Consider the following 19,204-nt stretch of genomic DNA (forward strand, 5'->3'; position numbering starts at 1 on the left):
TTGTAATCGTTGATGAAAATCAATTAATTATCGATGTTAATCAACAATACGAAACGATCACCGGCTATAAAAGAGAAGTTCTTATTGGACTACCAGTAGAGAGTTTAAAATCGAGTGTAACGCCGTTTGTTATGTATAAACCGTTAAAAAGTACATTAAAAAAAGGACAGCCATGGTCTGGGACAATGGTTCATGTCAACAAATCATTAGAGCTAAGATATTCATTTATAACGATTACGCCAATTGAAATAAAAGGAATTATTTATTATGTAGGAGTTATGCGCTTAGCAGAACAACTATTGATAGATGAAGTGAATCAGAAGAAAATAGAGCACAAGGAGCTATTTCAGTTGTTAGCTCTATCAAGTGAAATGCGCGATGTAAATATAGCAGAACATCTTTTGAATGTGCAAAATTTAGTAGAGGAATTGTTGCTAAGCCTCTTTGAAGATAGAACTTATAATTTATCGTTAGAGTATGTTAGTAAAATTATAGAATATAGTGTTTTACATGACATTGGAAAATCGGGAATACCAGAATCAATCCTGTATAAAACTGGACCACTAACAATCTATGAAAAAAAAATTATAAAGATGCATCCTCTTATGGGGATAGATGTATTGAACAAACTATCTAATGAAATGAATAATAAAATTTTTGATGACAAAAAAATAGCTGAAAATATTATTAAATATCATCATGAGAACTGGGATGGAACAGGATATCCAATGGGGTTAAAAGGAGAAGAAATTCCTTTTGAAGCGAGAGTAATATCTATAGTAGATGTTTACGACGCCTTAGTTAGTGATAGAGCTTATAAAAAAGCTTGGACAAAAGAAGAAGCTCTTTCTTATTTAAAAGAACAGAAGGCTATTAAGTTTGACCCTCATTTAGTAGAAGTGTTTATCGAAAAAGTTATTCAGAAAGATAGTATTTTTCTATAAGTCCAAATCTCTTAGAGGGGGAAACACAACTTTAAATTTCCATAAATATTCATTTTTGTTAAAAATTTATTAAAAAAATTTAGAAGCCATTTATATAAGTTGATCTTCGTTACGACTGGGCGACTCCTAGGGGATCAGCGATAGAGAAACGAAGGTTAAAACCATTACATCCTGTGAAAATGCCTTCGTGACCAACCGAGGGCACTGAAAAACTTACGTTTTCATAAAAGCGAACCTTTTTCAGATAAAAATAAGGCACTTCTTGTTCAATTTTGAACAGGAAGTGCCTTATTTCTGTCTCTATTCCTTATTCATTTTCGTTTAGTAGCTTTAATATCCGTTTCAAATTGATGGCGAATATCGTTGTAGCACCTTGAATTTCCATGCCAAATAGACCCGCAGTCGATGCCGTATCGTACCCGCGTCCGTTTTTTACGTGACTAAAATAATAGTGTGATACATTGCGTTGTTTGGAGAAGCATCGCTCGCCCGCGGAAAGCGAGCGGAATGCTTCGGAAAACAACAGTAGAGTCACAGTGCCAAATGAAAAAAGCGAGGCATTCAACGATTAAATCGTTGAATACCTCGCAATGTGAGAAGCTATGGACTTTTTCAGTGCCCTCTAATCAATGCACCTATTTTTTAGTGTACGGTTTCATTTATTTTTGATTTCAATGTTAACCTAATAAAATGTTTAATTTCTCTCTTTTTGTTTAAAGAAAGATGTTCATTTAACAATTTTACTACGTCTTGCTTAAAAAACTTTCGAATTTGAAGTTTACTGTATTTATTCATTACTGCAGGCTGATCAATTGCAACCTTTTTCACTTCCTCTGAAGTCAATAGTGCAACAAAGTTCTCGAAAGAAAGATATGGATTTAGTTTGGCTCTACGTTCAAAGCTAATTTTTACTTTTCCGTTAGAGACTTTTTCTATTAATATAATACCCCAATAATTTGGTATGATTTGTTCTGCATCTTGCAACAATTTTTTCCAGTAACAATATAATTCATCTCAAAGTTTAAATCATATTCTAGAATTTGTGTCTTTAAGCGTTTTAATGAGTCGTAATCGCTCTTTATTTCATATGCAATAACATGACCATTTACTGCTACTACATCCGCCCTAGCTTTTCCAGAGGGTACAGTGAATTCCTCATATATATAGCACTCTTTATAATCATTTAAACGATTTATAAGTGCATTTCGCATTTCCTTTTCATCAACTTTCATCATACAAAAACACTCCTTAGTAAGTATTTTAACTTTAGAGCTTGAAATTTTAAAGTAAAATAAAAATTGACTTTTATTGACCCCAATCTATACAACTGCCGCCAAGCTAAGCCCCAAACTCTCTCCGCTTAGCCCCAATACAATGTTATTATATGCAGTATCTTGCAATTTATCATAGATGAAAAATTGCTGTTAAAACGTTGATACATAAAGCTTCTTAGATTATTAATGCACCATCTTACGCCTTGGGAATAATAGAAATAGTATAGCATAATGTGGTTGGGGGAATCTTGCTATAGCAATGGGTTTCTTCCATATTTAGCCCAACTGCCTGTAAATGTCTTGCTGGATGCTTGTCACTCACATACTTTCATCACTGTTCTTTTCTATATATATAAAAGCAATGTCCTCAAAATGCATTCAAGGACATTGCCAAAATCGATTGTACAACCGATGAATTATTTATTGAAGCGTACAAGGCGCTCAATTGGAAGACGTGAAGAACCATAAGCTGGTCCAGCTGCCTCGCCAATCGCTAATAATAAAATAGGTACTTCGTTCGTTGGTAATTCCATATATTCAGCAAATTTTGATTTGTCGAAGCCGCCCATTGCGACTGTATCATAGCCCATTTCCTTCGCTAATAGCATAATTTGCATTGAAATTAAACCTGCGTCAAAGTGAACGATATTTAGTAGTGCCTCTTTTGGAAGCGCACCATACATTCCTAGAGAATCCTGGGCAAGCTTATTTGCAATTTCTTCAGGCATATAGCCTAGCTCAACATTTTCTGCATAAATTTCCTCTGAATTTAGATACATTTCTGTATCTCCAATGACAGCGATAATGGCAGATGCTGTTTCGATTTGTTCTTGATTAAATGAAAAAATATTAATGTTTTTTTGGATTTCTTTATCATCGATGACGATAAAGCGCCATGGTTGCATATTACTTGAAGATGGGGATGAAGTTGCATTTTGTAACAGTTGCATAATCGTTTCACGAGAAATCGTTGTGTTAGCATTGTATTTACGAACCGATTTACGCTCGTGCATAATTTGTTTTACTGGTGTAGTTGTTGTCATATTATTTCCCTCTTTTACTAAATATAAATTAAACTGCTTTAATTGTTACGTTGATATTGCCCATTGTCGCTTTTGAGTATGGACAAACGGTATGTGTAAACTCTAATAATTGTTGTGCTTCTTCAATTGATAAGCCTTCAATATGTCCTTCAATGTCAACAGCAAGCACGTAGTCAAATGCAGCTTGCTCCATTAGTTTAACCGTTGCTTTAATTGTTGATGCCCCTTGAATTTTCTTTTGACGTTTAATTAAATCTAAAGCGCTATTAAAGCAAGCGCTATAACCTGCTGCAAATAGTTGTTCGGGGTTTGTAACATCCTCTAATTTCGAGCCAGGTGGTGCAATATTTAATGATAACGATTGATCCTCTGCATACGATTTACCATTACGACCACCGTTATTAATCATTGTTGTTGTATATAATTCTTTCATAAGATTGGCCTCCTTTTCTGTGGCACTATCAAATTAAATTGTGTACAATTTAATTGCGCGTAATAGATTGTATACAATTTAATTGTGTTTGACAAGTAGAAACTTTATTTTTAATATAATTAGTATCAAAAGTACTTAAAGAGGGGATTCCTATGCCGAATCATTTAGATAATCAACTATGCTTTCTTTTGTATGCGACTTCAAAGGAAATCATTCGACAATATACGATGCTATTAAAGCCATACGATTTAACTTATACAGGTTATATTGCCATACTAGCCATAGAGGACGATGAGCAAATTACGGTGAAGGAATTGGGGCAACGTTTATTTTTAGACTCTGGTACATTAACACCAGTATTAAAAAAGTTAGAGGTAACAGGCTACGTCCGTCGTGAGCGTTCCAAAGAAGACGAGCGACAAATGCAAATCTATTTAACAAAAACAGGAATTGAAGTACGCCAAAAGCTACCTGAAGTGTCACGTCAAGTAATGAAGAAAACGAACATTTCAGATCAGCAGTATGTGCAGCTGAAAAACGCCCTTCAAGATATTTTACAAAACGACTTGCCAATTAAGGATGAAAAATTAGGAAAATAAACTGATATAGGAGTCTCTCCCTGAACTATTGGATCAATCACAGAAGTGAGCTTCAGGAAGCCCACTTTTTCAGAGGTGGGAGGAATGAAGTGCTTTTTCTTTATAGAACATATGTTTATATTGTATATTGTGAATAATCAAAAAAAGGAGTGGCGGGTAATGACGAAATGGAAGAAAGATTGTTTTATTATAGAACTCAAGTTACTTATAGATACATGGCAAAAGGATCTCCTATTAAAACGTTTTGAAATTGCCCGTGCACTCTATAATACAACTTTGTCTTATGCAGTAAAACAATATACTTTCATGCANAATCAAAACACAAAACAATTACGTGGCTATCAAAAAGCGAAAAAAACGAATGATTCAAAAGAATTGAAGCAGACCGCAAAAGAATTAGATAACATTCGTCAATCTTTTGGATTAAGTGAATATCAACTGCATGCGTATATTAAAAAGCATCAACATAACTATAAAAACATATAGATAGCAATACTTCTCAGAAAATCGCCTCTACTGTCTGGAGAGCGGTTCAAGATGTTCTATTTAAAGGGAGCAAAGCACACTTTAAACGGTACGGAATGCTTCATTCTGTTGAAGGGAAATCTAATAAAGCANGAGCGGTTCATTCTATTTAAAGGGAGCAAAGCACACTTTAAACGGTACGGAATGCTTCATTCTGTTGAAGGGAAATCTAATAAAGCAGGCATTCGATTTAAAGAGAATAATTGGAGAAACAAAAAAGACGTTTATTACGCAAGTTGGATAGAAGTCGTAGAAGTACCAATCCTAACAATTTCAAAAAGGATGGGACTATAAAACATGGCGTCAAACTCCATTGGACATATAGTAAAAACTATCAAAAAACAAAAGAACAAGTAAAAGAATTATATAGAAAGAAAGCTTCCTACATCAAAGAAAAACATGGTGCGTTAGCAAATAAAATCTTGTCTCTTGGCGATGAGGTGTACATCGAAACCATGCATTTTAAAGGATTGGCAAAACGTGCAAAAGAAACCAAAACAACTATACAGGGCAAAATCCAATCCAAAAAGCGTTTTGGAAAAAGCATTGGGAATCATGCCCCAGCCATGCTAGTGGAAATCATTAATCAAAAATTAGGTTACACAAAGCAAACGATACAGAAAGTAAATACGATAACCTTTCGAGCCAGTCAGTATAACCATGTGACGGATCGTTATGAAAAGAAAAAACTCCATCAACGTTGGAGTCAAATTGGAAGTCATCTCGTACAACGAGATTTATATAGTGCGTTTTTACTGATGAATAGTGATCCAAATTTACAACAAACTAATCAAGACTTATGCAATAAAACGTTTACTACCTTTTTAGAGTTACACAATCAACATATCGAAGACTTGAAACAGGTAAAGAAAACATTCCCTCTTAGCATGGGGATCCAACAAATCAAGTGAGGGGTATTCCTCCGTAGGTAGAGCTACCTGCCTTCGTTAAAACTTATTGCCAACACAACNTTACTGATGAATAGTGATCCAAATTTACAACAACCTAATCAAGACTTATGCAATAAAACGTTTACTACCTTTTTAGAATTACACAATCAACATATAGAAGACTTGAAACAAGTAAAGAAAACATTCCCTCTTAGCATAGGTATCCAACAAATCAAGTGAGGGGTATTCCTCCGTAGGTAGAGCTACCTGCCTTCGTTAAAACTTATTGCCAACACAACATCGGTTGTGTAAATAAGAAAGTCTTATGGAACAGAAGATAAATCAAAGATGTTGTACACAGGACATGGCAACACCATCTGTGGAGAGCTTTGTAACGCTTCTCTTAAGTATATAAGAACCCCACTGCTTTAGCTGTGGGAGTAGTCAGAAANCTTGTCATTTTAATCTACCTGACCGATTTTTTTGACTACCCGAGCGTTTCTTGATTTCCCCTTTCCATTAATATTCTTATTGCATAAGAAATTGCTCTATGCTAGCATGTAAGTAATTACTTGCACGAAAGGAAGTATTCTATTGTCAACAAAGGGTACCGCAGAACGAATCATTGAAGCAGCTTTACAACTCGTCAGTGAGAAGGGCTATACCGCGGCAACAACTAAAGCAATTGCTGAATTAGCAGGGGTCAATGAAGTAACAATTTTTCGCCATTTCGGTAACAAGCGTGGCATTTTAAAAGCCATTATTGAGCAATTTTCCTATTTTCCTATTTTGCAGGAAGAGATCAATAAAAATGCTACATGGGATTTGGAAACAGATCTACTAAATTTCTCTTTAAAGCATTTTAACTTTTTAATGTCTATTAAAGACTTTGTAATGATTGGCTTTAAAGAAGCGATGCAGTTCCCTGAAATTAATGAAGAGATTGCTAATACCCCGCTCCATATTAAAAATGAGCTAATTCATTATTTGCAGGAAATGCATGAAAGAGGAAAAGTTAGAGAGATTGATTTTGAAGCAGTAGCGTTATCTCTTATCGCTATTAATTTTGGGCATTTTATTTCAAGGGCACGTTTAGGAACAATCGTTTCTGATATGCCTACTGAAATATTGTTAAAAACGAGCATTTCAATTTTTTCTAGGGGATTGACTTCCTAGAAAAAATTTTTCCACTTGATGCAAGTAAGTACTTACTTTACAGGAGGTCTTTGTATGAAAGGTTTACAAGCTTTATTTAAAATTCGAGAAACTTATGTTGGTATTGTCATTACAATTGCATTTCAAGTAATTTTCTTTTCCGTCTGGATGACTGCCTATGATGGTGTAAATGATAGAACAGAAAATTTAAAAATTGGATTAATTAGTGAAGATACAGAGATGGGGCAACAAGTAGTAAATGAAATAAAAGAAACACTACCTTTTACAATAGAAAATTACACCTCACTAGCCAATGCTGAACAGGAATTAAATCAACGTAATATCAATATGGTTATTCATATTCCAAACGACTTTACGAGTCAATTACAAGCTGGTAAAGAGGCTGAAATTATTTACTCTATTAATCAAGCAAATGCAAGCATCACAAAAAACATGATGGAAGGAGTAGCCAAACAAGTAACAGAGGAAATTAACCACCATACGTATCCTTTACAACAGAGCAAGACCATGGACGTATTTTCTCAAAAGTTCTCACAACTGCCAATGGAACAAAATACAGCACAACAAATTAACGAAACCGTTGCTACAACAATTATGAGCGTAAAGGATCGTGCAATAGATTCTACTATTATTAAAACAAATAATGTTGAAGAGTTCGCTGCGAATTTTGTCCCATTAATGGTTATTATTTCGTCGTTCGTTGGTGCAATGGTAATGATTATGCAGCATCAGCAGGCTGCACAACTTGTGCAAGATACCATTTCAAAATGGCAATTGTTCCTAGCAAGACAGCTTATTAATATTGGTGTAGCCTTTACCCTTCCGTTATTAACAATCGGTTTAATGCATCTTTTTAATATTTCAAGTGAAGAAAGCTTTTTAACAATCTATCTTTTTCAAGCATTAATGTTCTGGGCTTTCCTCTGCTTGGTTCAATCCTTTGTCATAATTTTTGGTAATTTGGGTATGGTTTTTAATATTTGTGCCCTTTCGTTACAACTTGTTACATCAGGTGTTCTTGTTCCACAAGTGATGCTATCCGATTTTTACAATAAACTATCTTCTCTTCTGCCAGCCACTTATGGAGCAGATGGCTATTACACAATTATTTTTGGAGGAAGCTCTGACAATCTAATGAGTAATAGTAGCTCGTTAGGAATTATCATTGCTGTAACTTTGGCCATTTCTACTGCAGTCGTTGCTTTAAAAAGATCAAACGTAAAAAGCAAAAGTGAGCAAATTACACCTGCTACCGTTCAATAATATTGTCATAAAAAAGCAATGTACTAATGACGAGTTAGTACATTGCTGATAGAGTTTAAAAAATGGCCAAGGAAATCTTTGTGCATGTTGTCATGCTTTAAATGAAGGTGATTTCCGTTCCAGGCTATTCGCCTTCCTGTGGGTGAGCGTCGAGCCAATTACTCCACTTATGTTGTTGTTGTTGTTGCTGACGCTTCGCTTTCGCACAGATAAACATTGTTGCTGACGCTTCGCTTTCGCACAGATAAACATTGTTGCTGACGCTAGCGAAGCGACAGCAACAAAGCGCTCAGTCGGAACGGAAATCACCCACCCCTTGTTTTGCCGAAGAAATATAGGAAATTCCCTCATTTATTTTCGCCAATTCGCAAAATAGCTGCAAGTTGCTTATTCAAGGTGCTAACGCTATCTGTAAAATCTTGACGATACCACTGAATGATCAAACCGATGATTGCGTTTGCTTGATAAGCACTATAATAATCAATGGATATCTCGTTGTGAGTTTTATGAGCTGTTAGGTCTCTTTTCATGAGCGAATGAATTCCATCAAATAGCATGTAATAGTAGGTCAGAGGCACATTTTTTGAAAAAACAATGCGATAGAATATTTTAAAGCGCTCAATATGATGAAAAATACGAATCGTATTTGGATCTATTTGATTCTTATCCAATGTTGTTACTGCACGGTACGGTTCCTCATAGGAATTATACAAATCCTCCATAATCTCCTGAAAATATTCCTCAAATAACCCCTCCTTTTGCTCATAATGCAAGTAGAAGGTACCTCTGTTCACCTTTGCCACCCGGCAAATTTCTGCGATTGTAATGTTTTCTAAAGGCTTCTCACTTAATAAAGTCAGTAAAGCATTATGTAATGCTTGCTTCGTTTTGACAACTCTTAAATCGTTAACGCTCAAATTTTCATCCCCTACTAAACAGATTTTTTATATGTGTTGATTACTGAACAGTTTTTAGTATTTTGCATATTGAAATCGCTTACAAAACTATTATATTATTTTAATGAACACATGTTCAATATCTAACATAATATATCCAGGAAATGTTCATACACTATTATGTACTAGGACAAACTCTGGTGAAACACTATAAATAATAGGAGGTTTTTTTGATGAGATTAGAAGGTAAAGTAGCAATCGTAACAGGTGCAGCGTCAGGTATGGGGAAAGCAATCGCAGAAGGTTATGCAAAAGAAGGTGCAAAGGTTGTAGTTTCTGACTTGAATTTAGAGGGTGCACAAACTGTTGTTGAAGGTATAGAAGCAGCTGGTGGCTCTGCGATCGCCGTTCAAACAAATGTCGCTTCAACAGAAGACTTACAACGCTTATTTGATGAAACTAAAAATGCTTATGGCAAATTAGATATTTTAGTTAATAATGCTGGTATTATGGATGGTATGGAGCCAGTTGGTGAAGTTTCTGATGATCGTTGGGACAAAGTATTCGCGGTAAATACAACTTCTGTTATGCGTTCAATGCGTATGGCAACAGAGATTTTCCTTGCTCAAGGACATGGTGTCTTTGTTAACAATATTTCTGCTGGCGGTCTATATGGCGCTCGTGCTGGGGCTGCCTACACTGCTTCTAAACATGCTGTTGTTGGTCTAACAAAAAACACAGCATTTATGTATGCAGATAAAAATATTCGCTGTAATGGCATTGCTCCAGGTGCTGTTATAACAAACATTGCCTCTTCCATGACAAATGTGAGTCAAACCGGAGCAGCTCGCCAAGCACTAGGTTTATCCATTAACCCACGTGCTGGACAACCAGAGGAAATCGCTCAGCTTGCTATTTTCCTTGGGTCAGATGAAGCGAGCTTTGTAAATGGACAAGTAATTGCTGTTGATGGTGGTTGGACAGCTTACTAATTTTCTATATTGCACATATGGAATAGAAAAGGTTATTTCATTACAGGTGTGTTGATTAACCATTTTTATCCACCCTAATTAATTATAAGACTCTGATTTCCGCTACGGGCTACTCGCTTTCCCGCGGGAGTCGAGTAGCCCTACGCTACAATCAGTTGGAAATGGGAATATGTTAGCAAAATAGCAACAAAAAAATCCTTTTATCGCTCATAAACCTATTTTTTCCTAATCAACACTCCTTATTTCATTAGGTAGAATGTTTAAAATGAGTTCGGTATTGTATCGAACTCATTTTATATTTGGCCTTTATCCGTTTCGCAGCTAGTATTCGGTATAATTTGTAAGTTCTCTGTTAAAATACGTTATACTTTTAAATTCCTTTCAAGTAATTAAATAAAATTTCATAAAATAGAACTATCGCTTTTAATATTTTAGTACGATTGTTCCAGAATTGTAGTGTTTTAAAGTTCATCCATATTAATGGAATTCCTACTAATTCCTTCAGGCATAGAAAAATAATGTACATTGTTTACATCCGAATAAACCATATCAGAATTTAAAATTATATTTGACTTTTCAGTTCCTTGATATAAATTTATATCCGCAATAATATTAGTTGATTTCAGTAAAAAGTCTTTATCTAATATTAGTGTATATTTGACTTCATTAATCGTTGTCTTTAAGCGCTTTGAATCCAATTCCCTTTTCATATTATTTTCAACATAATCTGTTACATATGCTAGACTCTTTTTATCTGATGAATCAGTAACTTTGGCAATCAATATGTACTCATTTTCTCGGTACTGAAGTTCAAATATGTCTTCAAATTCCATCAATCTCTTGATATTTTCTAATAAATAACCTTCTCTTAACATTTCCTGCTTTTCAGCCCTATCTAATTCAGATATCTTGTACCAGCGTTCACTTTTATTAAGATTGTAATATTCGCTATCAATATCAATATAAGCCTTAGTCACATCTTCAGGATCAACGTAATTATAATAAATAAGAAAAGGCTCCTTCTGAACTACCATATCCATTGTGTAAGTTTGTTCTAATTGTTCATTTTTAGAATCGACAGTTTTAGAACCGACAGTTGCTTCTATCTTCGTCTTATAGCTTGTAATGGTTTGTTCAAATACATTGTTAATTACTGTCGCTTTTGAAATACCTTCCGAAACTTCCTCAAGCGTATCCTCGGATTCTTCTTTGCTGCAGGCTATCAAAAAAAGCACTAGGACTAACATGAAAGATTGTAATAATTTTTTCTTCATAAAATTTCTCCTCAAATTTACTACCATAATAATAACATTCTTATATGGTTAATTTAACCAAACGAATTATATGATTTACGAAAAAATCATCATTATCAGTGTTAAAGTTATCAACCTGCTTAAAATGCTCAAAATATTTACAATTAAGTTTTTATGTCAGTATGTGAATAACTCTCAAAACAAAAATACCACAACCCATAGATTGTGGTATTTAAAACTATTACATTCTTTTTGCTGGAATTAAATATCCAATCAAAGCCCCTATTAGCGCTGGTAATATCCATCCTAAGCCCATGTCGTAAAAAGGTAAAATGTTCGAATAAGCTTTCTCAATTGCATCAAAAATACTTAATTTCGCCGTAGGAATGCTAACTACTAATGCTTTATAGCCATCAATCAAACTAATAAAAATTGTAAAAATCATAGCAATCGCGTATACCGTTTGCTTATTTTTAAATAGTGATGAGCTTAATGCAAGGACAATTAAGACAATTGCTAGCGGATATAAGAACATCAGCACTGGAATGGCAAACTTAATAATATTCGTTAATCCGAAGTTAGCAATCGTAAACGACACAACACACAATAACAAAACAAACCACTTATAGCTTATTTTCGGGAACACTTCGTGGAAAAACTCACTACAAGATGTGATTAAGCCAATACTTGTCTTTAAACAAGCCAGGACAATAATAACTGCCAATAAAATAGCCCCAAATGATCCGAAATAGTGATCTGCCACTGCAGCAAATATTAAACCACCGTTATCAAATGTACCAACAGCCTCAATACTCGATGCCCCCATATACGTTATTAAACCGTATATTAGCATCATTAATGCCATGGCAAAAATACCAGATTTCCATGTTGCCTTAGCAATTTCCTTTTTATCTGAAATTCCTGCGCTTTTAATTGCATTTATAACGACAATCCCAAAAGCTAATGACGCTAGTGCATCCATTGTGTTATAGCCTTCTTTAAAACCTGTCATAAATGCTGAATCAATATAGTCTCCCATTGGCTGTTGGAAATGCCCCATCGGCTTTAAAATACTAATAATAATTAAAATAAATAACACAACCAAAAAGGCTGGTGTTAAATATTTACCGATATAATCCATAATTTTCGCTGGATTTAATGAAAAATAATAAACGATGGCGAAAAATACGAAGCTAAATAAAGCAAGTAGAAGTGTTGTATGCTCAGCCTGAATATATGGTTCAAAGCCAACAACAAACGGAACTGTCGCTGTACGTGGAATCGCAAAAAAAGGACCGATCGTTAAATAGAGTGCTAATGAAAAGATGATGCCGAATAATGGATGAACACGGCTCGCTAAGTCACGCAAACCGTTACTACCTGATAAACCATTGGCTAAAATACCCAGAAACGGTAAACCGATAGCTGTTACTAAAAATCCAATTAGTCCAAACCAAAAGTTGGTCCCTGCTAATTGTCCAAGCTGAATTGGAAAAATAAGATTCCCTGCTCCAAAATACAGTCCGAAAAGCATCGTGCCGATGACTGCATATGTTGAAAAAGGTATTTTCTGTTGCATTTTGATGTACTCCTTAGATGTATTTAACTATTGCAAATAATTTAGTCGAAGGGATTTCTCACTACAATTCCACTATGGTATCAGGCATTTATTTTAAAAACAATAGTTTTTTCTTTTATAATCGTTAATTGTACAGTTCCTAGCTTTTAGTAGACAAAACTAAAAGAGCTGTCTGGTGACAGCTCTTAGTTTGCTACAGACCACTCTACATGATCTAAAAATTTGTATACATCCTCATACACTTTTTCACGCTCTTTGTCTAACGTAATAATATGACCAGAATTTTCATACCAAATAATTTCTTTATCATCAGTTTCCACAGTATTTAAAATGAATGGTGCACTTTCTTGATAAAGTTCATCATCTAATGAACCTTGTAATACTAATGTAGGTGCTTTGATTGTAGATAATTCATCGCGTGTTTCTGTAGTTAAACGTGTCACACCATCCAATGAATCCTTAGGTGTAATACGTAATTCATGTAATTCTGAAATAATTTGATCTTTTGATTTATTTTCAAAATGTTTATATAAACGAGCGTAATGATATAAACGTGTAAATAAGCCTTTTGAGTTATCACGTGTGATTGGAGCACACATGGCAACACATGCTTTCACTGGAAACGTCTCTGCTACTTTTAACGAAAATACGCCGCCAAGTGAAATTCCTACTACCGCGATTTCTTGATAGCCTTTACTTTTTAGGAAGTTATAACCTTCCACAACATCGTTCCACCAGTCTTCTGGTCTTGTTTCAAGTAACGCTTCTGGCTCTACGCCATGCCCACTATAAATCGGTGCATGAACTGTATAACCACGTTTTGATAAAAATTCACCTAGCTTTTTCACATCTTTTGTGCTACCTGTGAATCCATGCAGTAATAGTACGGCTTTTTTGCCTCCCTCAATTGTTAGAGGTTGTGGCTTTGAAAAATTCATTTTATAATATCCCCTTCACGGAAACTTGTAATTGTGTAATTTATGTGTCTATCTTAACACCCTTTATTCATAATGTACAATTTATAGTTTTTATCATATTAATGTCTTTCATGCATCAACGATGTGAGGTTAATGGCTGTTATATCACACTTTCTGTTACTTTCATTTTGCATTCTTCATTTTACGTGCTCCGTTTGTTAAAAATTTTTTCATCCCGCATTAACGAGCCCGTTTGGTGAAGACTATTAATCACTAGGAAAAACCCCCACTGATTAAAGTTTCTCTTCATGTGCCTATACTTCCAACTCTTTTACCGTTATAATGCAGTTAACTCAAAAATAACCGGAATAGAGGTGAAAATATGGAGTGGCAACAATTAGAATACTTTGTAACAGTAGCAAAGCTTGAGCATATGACACGTGCTGCTGAAGCATTAGCGATTTCTCAGCCAGCATTAAGTCGTTCGATTTCTAAGCTAGAAGAGGAATTAGGAGTACCCTTGTTCGACCGACAAGGACGTTCGATTATGCTCAACCGATATGGCGAGCTCTTTTTGTACCGTGTCCAACGCATGCGCAAGGAATATGAAAAAGCAGTTTTAGAATTACAGGAGCTTAATAACCCAGAGCTAGGTGATGTATCACTCGGCTTTTTACATACTCTTGGGACTAGCATCGTACCTGATTTAATCCGCTCTTTTCGTCAGAAGCATCCGCATATACGCTTTCACTTTACACAAAATTACTCACATTCCCAACTGAAGCAATTACTCGCAGGAGAGTTAGACATTTGCTTGCTTGCAGCGATTGACACAGAACCGCCTGTTTGCTGGAAGGAGCTGTGGCGTGACGAACTTTATATTATGGTGCCAATCGACCATCCCTTCGCCACTCGGAAAAGCATCAAAATGAAGGAACTTGAACATGAAAATTTTGTTCTGATGAAAAAAGGTTACGCATTGCGCCGTACCGCTGATAAATTATTAAATGCTGCAGGTATCAAGCCGAAGATTACCTTTGAAGGTGATGAGGTATCAACAGTTGCTGGTTTTGTAGGTGCTGGGCTTGGCGTATCATTGCTGCCTGTTGACGAAGACTTGAATCCAAATAAATTAGCTAAAATTCGTGTGGAGGATATGGTTTGTGAACGTATAATAGGTATGGCTTGGATTGAAAATCGATATCTTCCACCATCAGCGCGACAATTTCAGCAATTTGTATTCGATTTTTACGAAAAAAAGTAATCGAAAGCTCCTACCATCTGAAGCATAAGCGAGTAACAATTTCACCTCTGCGTAATTGTTACCCGCTTTTCTTTATATGTTTAACTGGCATTTGGAAAAGTCAGTGTAACAGACGCATCTACTATTTAACCTTTTACGAAAAATTTTTAGAGTTCCATAAAGACAATTTTCTTGAACAACAAAAACCACCTTCTCCAAATGAAAGGTGGTTACTACAAAGAAGCTATTTTATCATTATTTTCCTACATATTTTACTTGATAAGAATACATTTCTGTCGTATCGCCATCAATTTCAAAAAGTCCCTGCTTTGCAAGGGCTATCAGACGTCTTCCCACAAACTCTTCACTTAAATAGTCATCTATTGCACCAATTGTTTCACCTATAACACGCATCGGTATAAGCCATTCCTCTTTTAGCTCGGCATGTGCTCTTTTCGCACATTCAATAATAATAGGATCTAATGCATCTTCCGCTACATGTACAATTCCATTTTGCCAAACTCGCAGTGTACTGGGTTTTTGTTTCAGCACTTCCCATTCCTTTGCAAGTCGCTGACAATCATCAATAGAAAAGCGCTTTGCCTCGGAACGGAGCTTCATTAGCATATCTGACGCAAGCTCACCAGTATGACGAATCATCATGTTTGGCTGTACACGTTTCAAGCCTTCTGTAGCATCAATCCCATATACCATACTACATTTATTGATCAACTCGCTCATGATAAAACGTAGCCCTATCTCTTCATGAGAACTTTGGCTATACCATACCCAGACATCAACATCACACGGTAAACCTGCCATTTTTTTCTTCCATTCTTCATGAATATCCTCGTACAATTCACGTTCTTCATTGTCATTAAATATATAGGCTTCTAACCAGTTTTTTCGTTCTTCTAAGCTGTTAAGTGGGCCAATCGAGAAAATATCATTGACACAAAGCACCGACTCATCTCGCTGTAAATGGTTTTGTCGTATCGCATGTTTTATAGAACCTTGTGTAGATAAGCTAAAAGTAATATGTAAAATTGCCATGAAAATCCCCCCTTTTACTGTTTACTAAGCGCTATTTGTATACCAATAAAAGTGAAAAGGACGCCTTGAATCATATTTAATCGTTCAGCAATTGCGGGCTTCCCAATAATCACTTTTCTTACTTTACCGGCAAAAATACTAAATATTGAAAATAGTATAAGCGCTTGTACTAAAAATACAATACCCAATATTAACATCTGTAAACCTACATGACCATTAGATGGAGTTACAAACTGTGGCAATAGTGCTAAGAAAAATAGAGAAACCTTTGGATTTAAAATATTCATTAAAATCCCTTTTCTATATAACGTCACATAGGCTTGTACATTTTGCTGCTCTAATGTGAATGGATCACCTTTCGCTCGAAATGATTGCCACGCTAAATACAATAAATACGCCGCTCCCGCAAATTTAACAATAGAAAAAATAACTGTGGATTGATAAATAATAGCCGAAATACCAAGAACAGCGGCTCCTATATGAACAAGTAAGCCTGTACATAGACCAAGTGATGTTGCTATGCCAGCCTTTTTATCCTGTGTAATGCTTTGTGCAAGAACAAATAAATTATCTGGTCCTGGCATTAGTGTTAAAATAATCGCTGCTCCTAAAAACGCCAATAACGTTGAAAATGCCAATTCTACCCCTTCTTTCTATTACTTTTAGAAATATGCTCATCATAATGTGGGGTTGATTTCCGTTCCGAATGGTCGCTTTCCTAGGGGCGTCCAGTCGGAACGGAAATCAACTTATATACATGACATATGTTTTAACAAAATGTCATTCCCAACTTTCAGTAATGAACAATTACTTTTAGAAAAGAACCATTATAAAATGTTTTTTACATTATACTACATGGTGGAGCGTTCTTCTATTTTTTTACAAAAATACCCAACTAATTATGCTCGTATAAGCAACACTTTTCTCTCTTAATACATTATAATGAATATTATCATAACGTAAAAGTAGTATTGTTTTGAGAAAGAGGTGGTTGTCGATGGCGGTAAGTGATATTGTAAAGCAATATGAAGATGAGCAAGGAAATGTCTATTATAAAATGAAAACACATGCTATCGAGGTACAGGCTACGCAAACTTCAGGTTTAGCGCCTGTTATTACCTATTGGATGGGTGAAAAAGAGATTACTGACGATATTCGAAGTTTGCGCTTCAGCCCTCGCCCTCCATCAAGTTATATTCAAGATTACGATGAATTTCAAGCCATGCTTTATTCAAAAGAACAAGGTGCTATCAACCAGCTTTATGAACAAATGAGTATCAAACCGAAAAATATGTCATCAGGAAAACAAATATTATGGAGTTTCTTCGTAATTGTTTTAGCAATGCTCCCACTATTAATCGCAGTTTGGTGGCTCAAGTAAGCAAAGTGCGTTACCCCTTGCACTTTATCCTCGTTTGTTCAACATTCCCTACTTATTTATTCAAAACTTTCTATTAACTTTCCTATTCAGCTTGACAGACACGCTGAAGTAGTGCATTCTTTATTCAATTACTTTTTAAAGAAATGGGACTTCAACCAAAAACAATCAGTTAGAGCCCATACAAAAAAGATGTTGGATTATAAAATAAAAGCGAGCGAAGACTAGTACCTAGAAACTGCTTGATCAGAGAGCGATGCCCATCGGCTGTAAGGCATTGTACAAGAAAGACTAAAGAACCTACTTCGTAAAACGTCCTAGCTAAACTAGGCGCAGTCTCAAGCGTTATGAGTAAAGTGGAATGTCAATGATGTTCAATGTAGGTGGTACCACGGAAAGCAACCTTTTCGTCCTAATTTATTAGGATGGAAAGGTTTTTTATTTTTAACTTCTTTCAGCAAATGAATGCGGATTTAAGTTACTTTTCAGCGGGTGTCCAAACACCTGTACCTGTCGCTACGCTTTCGGCACAAAAGACATCTACTGAAAGAAGTTAAAGTCCGGCGGATGTCACTATAGTAGCGAAAATCTTAGCGGCTGCTAAAGTTTAAATTATAATGCAAGTGTAATGGTGAATTGGAGGTATTGCTATGGAAAGAAAAAGAATCGTCGTCAAAATTGGGAGTAGCTCCTTAACAAATGCAAAAGGTGAAATTGATAAAATACGTTTAATGGATCATGTTCAAGCGATAGCTGAATTAAAAAAGTATGGTCATGAAGTAGTGCTTGTTTCATCAGGCGCAGTTGCAGCAGGTTTTAAACAACTAGGCTACCCTTCTCGTCCTGTCACAGTAAAAGGTAAACAGGCTGCTGCAGCAGTTGGGCAAAGTTTGCTAATTCAAACCTACAATGCTTTATTTAGCATTTATGATATTGTACCTGCTCAGATTTTATTAACACGCACTGATTTTTCAAAAAAAGAACGCTATAAAAATGCATATGCCACATTTGAGGAATTATTAGATCGCTCCATGCTACCTATCATTAACGAAAACGATACAGTATCTGTCAGCGAATTAACCTTTGGAGATAACGATATGTTATCGGCACTTGTAAGTGGTCTTGTTCATGCTGATCAACTCATTATCCTAACAGACATCAATGGGTTGTATAACGCCAATCCAAATAAAAACCCACATGCCAAACGCATCGATCGTTTAACAGAGGTATCTGATGAAATGCTAGGTTTTGCAGACGGTACAGGCTCTAAGGTCGGTACAGGTGGTATGGAATCCAAATTACTGGCAGCTCGAGCAGCTTTAAATGCGGGCGTCAAAGTGTTTATCGGAACTGGTCACGGCGCGAATAAACTTGTCAACATAGTGGAAGGACGTGGTGATGGTACGTATGTTGAGCATGAGGCGCTTGCTGTTTTAACAAATAATAAACAGTGGATTGCACTCACGGAAGTATCTGGTAAAATTTTTATAGATAGTGGCGCTGAACATGCGCTATTGGCAAACGGGAAAAGCCTATTACCTGCTGGTGTATACCGTGTCGAAGGTGATTTCGCAAATGGCGACGTTGTTGAGGTATATAGTGACAAGGGACTGCTTGGACGTGGTGAGGTCTTATATTCTTCCCTTGAGTTAGCACACGCGATGGGAAAACGTACAGATGAGTTAGCGAACTATCCAATTGAGGTAATTCACCGAGATAAATGGCTAAAAATTCAAACAAATTAAG

20 protein-coding genes are annotated in these 19,204 nt (G+C 35.7%); 9 read left to right on the forward strand and 11 right to left on the reverse strand.

Features of this window, described 5'->3' with window-relative positions:
• Nucleotides 1-944, forward strand: a 944-nt coding sequence (locus AN161_RS06850; RefSeq protein ID WP_053593625.1) for an HD domain-containing phosphohydrolase, incomplete at its 5' end; no start/stop codon positions are given.
• Nucleotides 945-1,586: 642 nt separating this feature from the next.
• Here the strand turns inward: AN161_RS06850 and AN161_RS30100 are convergent.
• From AN161_RS30100 to AN161_RS06865, 4 genes are all read right to left on the reverse strand, one after another.
• Nucleotides 1,587-1,928, reverse strand: coding sequence for a hypothetical protein (locus tag AN161_RS30100; RefSeq protein WP_198926850.1), 342 nt, complete (start codon nucleotides 1,926-1,928; stop codon nucleotides 1,587-1,589).
• Complete coding sequence (locus AN161_RS30105) at nucleotides 1,880-2,179, reverse strand: sce7726 family protein (protein WP_198926851.1); 300 nt, start codon at nucleotides 2,177-2,179, stop codon at nucleotides 1,880-1,882. The genes AN161_RS30100 and AN161_RS30105 overlap by 49 nt, the downstream gene beginning before the upstream one ends.
• 455 nt (nucleotides 2,180-2,634) lie before the next feature.
• Complete coding sequence (locus AN161_RS06860) at nucleotides 2,635-3,261, reverse strand: nitroreductase family protein (RefSeq protein ID WP_053593626.1); 627 nt, start codon at nucleotides 3,259-3,261, stop codon at nucleotides 2,635-2,637.
• Nucleotides 3,262-3,289: 28 nt separating this feature from the next.
• Nucleotides 3,290-3,694: an Ohr family peroxiredoxin gene (locus AN161_RS06865; protein ID WP_053593627.1), complete on the reverse strand. Its 405-nt coding sequence runs from the start codon at nucleotides 3,692-3,694 to the stop codon at nucleotides 3,290-3,292.
• Between the two features lie 152 nt (nucleotides 3,695-3,846).
• Here AN161_RS06865 and AN161_RS06870 point away from each other — a divergent pair, with 152 nt between their 5' ends.
• The 4 genes from AN161_RS06870 (at nucleotide 3,847) to AN161_RS06885 (ending at nucleotide 8,147) form a co-directional block, all read left to right on the forward strand.
• On the forward strand, nucleotides 3,847-4,293 hold the full coding sequence (locus AN161_RS06870) for a MarR family transcriptional regulator (RefSeq protein WP_053593628.1): 447 nt from the start codon (nucleotides 3,847-3,849) through the stop codon (nucleotides 4,291-4,293).
• 728 nt (nucleotides 4,294-5,021) lie between these two features.
• Nucleotides 5,022-5,729, forward strand: coding sequence for a hypothetical protein (locus tag AN161_RS27400; protein WP_075807198.1), 708 nt, complete (start codon nucleotides 5,022-5,024; stop codon nucleotides 5,727-5,729).
• A gap of 573 nt (nucleotides 5,730-6,302) precedes the next feature.
• Complete coding sequence (locus tag AN161_RS06880) at nucleotides 6,303-6,884, forward strand: TetR/AcrR family transcriptional regulator (protein ID WP_053593629.1); 582 nt, start codon at nucleotides 6,303-6,305, stop codon at nucleotides 6,882-6,884.
• A 54-nt stretch (nucleotides 6,885-6,938) separates the two neighbouring features.
• Nucleotides 6,939-8,147, forward strand: a complete 1,209-nt coding sequence (locus AN161_RS06885; protein WP_053593630.1) for an ABC transporter permease — start codon at nucleotides 6,939-6,941, stop codon at nucleotides 8,145-8,147.
• A gap of 90 nt (nucleotides 8,148-8,237) precedes the next feature.
• On the opposite strand, the gene AN161_RS06890 is transcribed toward AN161_RS06885, so the two are convergent.
• Both AN161_RS06890 and AN161_RS06895 read right to left on the reverse strand, forming a co-directional pair.
• Nucleotides 8,238-8,456: a hypothetical protein gene (locus tag AN161_RS06890; RefSeq protein WP_143114656.1), complete on the reverse strand. Its 219-nt coding sequence runs from the start codon at nucleotides 8,454-8,456 to the stop codon at nucleotides 8,238-8,240.
• A 38-nt stretch (nucleotides 8,457-8,494) separates the two neighbouring features.
• Entirely contained in the window at nucleotides 8,495-9,064 is a 570-nt protein-coding gene (locus AN161_RS06895; protein ID WP_053593632.1) for a TetR/AcrR family transcriptional regulator, read from the reverse strand.
• A 212-nt stretch (nucleotides 9,065-9,276) separates the two neighbouring features.
• On the opposite strand from AN161_RS06895, the gene AN161_RS06900 reads away from it, so the two are divergent.
• Nucleotides 9,277-10,035: an SDR family oxidoreductase gene (locus tag AN161_RS06900; protein WP_053593633.1), complete on the forward strand. Its 759-nt coding sequence runs from the start codon at nucleotides 9,277-9,279 to the stop codon at nucleotides 10,033-10,035.
• A gap of 461 nt (nucleotides 10,036-10,496) precedes the next feature.
• Here the strand turns inward: AN161_RS06900 and AN161_RS06905 are convergent, their stop codons facing one another.
• The 3 genes from AN161_RS06905 to AN161_RS06915 all read right to left on the reverse strand — a co-directional run bounded on the left by AN161_RS06905 (nucleotide 10,497) and on the right by AN161_RS06915 (nucleotide 13,805).
• A complete protein-coding gene (locus tag AN161_RS06905; RefSeq protein WP_053593634.1) occupies nucleotides 10,497-11,309 on the reverse strand; it encodes a DUF6612 family protein in 813 nt (270 codons plus the stop codon).
• A 220-nt stretch (nucleotides 11,310-11,529) separates the two neighbouring features.
• Nucleotides 11,530-12,867: a branched-chain amino acid transport system II carrier protein gene (gene brnQ, locus AN161_RS06910; protein ID WP_053593635.1), complete on the reverse strand. Its 1,338-nt coding sequence runs from the start codon at nucleotides 12,865-12,867 to the stop codon at nucleotides 11,530-11,532.
• Nucleotides 12,868-13,052: 185 nt separating this feature from the next.
• Entirely contained in the window at nucleotides 13,053-13,805 is a 753-nt protein-coding gene (locus AN161_RS06915) for an alpha/beta fold hydrolase (protein WP_053593636.1), read from the reverse strand.
• A gap of 361 nt (nucleotides 13,806-14,166) precedes the next feature.
• Here AN161_RS06915 and AN161_RS06920 point away from each other — a divergent pair, with 361 nt between their 5' ends.
• Nucleotides 14,167-15,048 (forward strand): LysR family transcriptional regulator, encoded by an 882-nt coding sequence (locus AN161_RS06920; protein ID WP_053593637.1) that lies wholly within the window; start codon nucleotides 14,167-14,169, stop codon nucleotides 15,046-15,048.
• A 234-nt stretch (nucleotides 15,049-15,282) separates the two neighbouring features.
• On the opposite strand, the gene AN161_RS06925 is transcribed toward AN161_RS06920, so the two are convergent.
• Complete coding sequence (locus tag AN161_RS06925) at nucleotides 15,283-16,080, reverse strand: DUF1835 domain-containing protein (RefSeq protein WP_053593638.1); 798 nt, start codon at nucleotides 16,078-16,080, stop codon at nucleotides 15,283-15,285.
• A gap of 14 nt (nucleotides 16,081-16,094) precedes the next feature.
• Entirely contained in the window at nucleotides 16,095-16,718 is a 624-nt protein-coding gene (locus tag AN161_RS06930) for a LysE family translocator (protein ID WP_143114658.1), read from the reverse strand.
• A 359-nt stretch (nucleotides 16,719-17,077) separates the two neighbouring features.
• Here AN161_RS06930 and AN161_RS06935 point away from each other — a divergent pair, with 359 nt between their 5' ends.
• Entirely contained in the window at nucleotides 17,078-17,461 is a 384-nt protein-coding gene (locus tag AN161_RS06935) for a hypothetical protein (RefSeq protein WP_053593639.1), read from the forward strand.
• 647 nt (nucleotides 17,462-18,108) lie between these two features.
• A complete protein-coding gene (gene proB / locus AN161_RS06940) occupies nucleotides 18,109-19,203 on the forward strand; it encodes a glutamate 5-kinase (RefSeq protein WP_053593640.1) in 1,095 nt (364 codons plus the stop codon).
• Nucleotide 19,204 lies beyond the last annotated feature (1 nt).

The sequence above is a fragment of the Lysinibacillus sp. FJAT-14222 genome, from assembly GCF_001278875.1.
Lineage (GTDB): Bacteria > Bacillota > Bacilli > Bacillales_A > Planococcaceae > Lysinibacillus > Lysinibacillus agricola.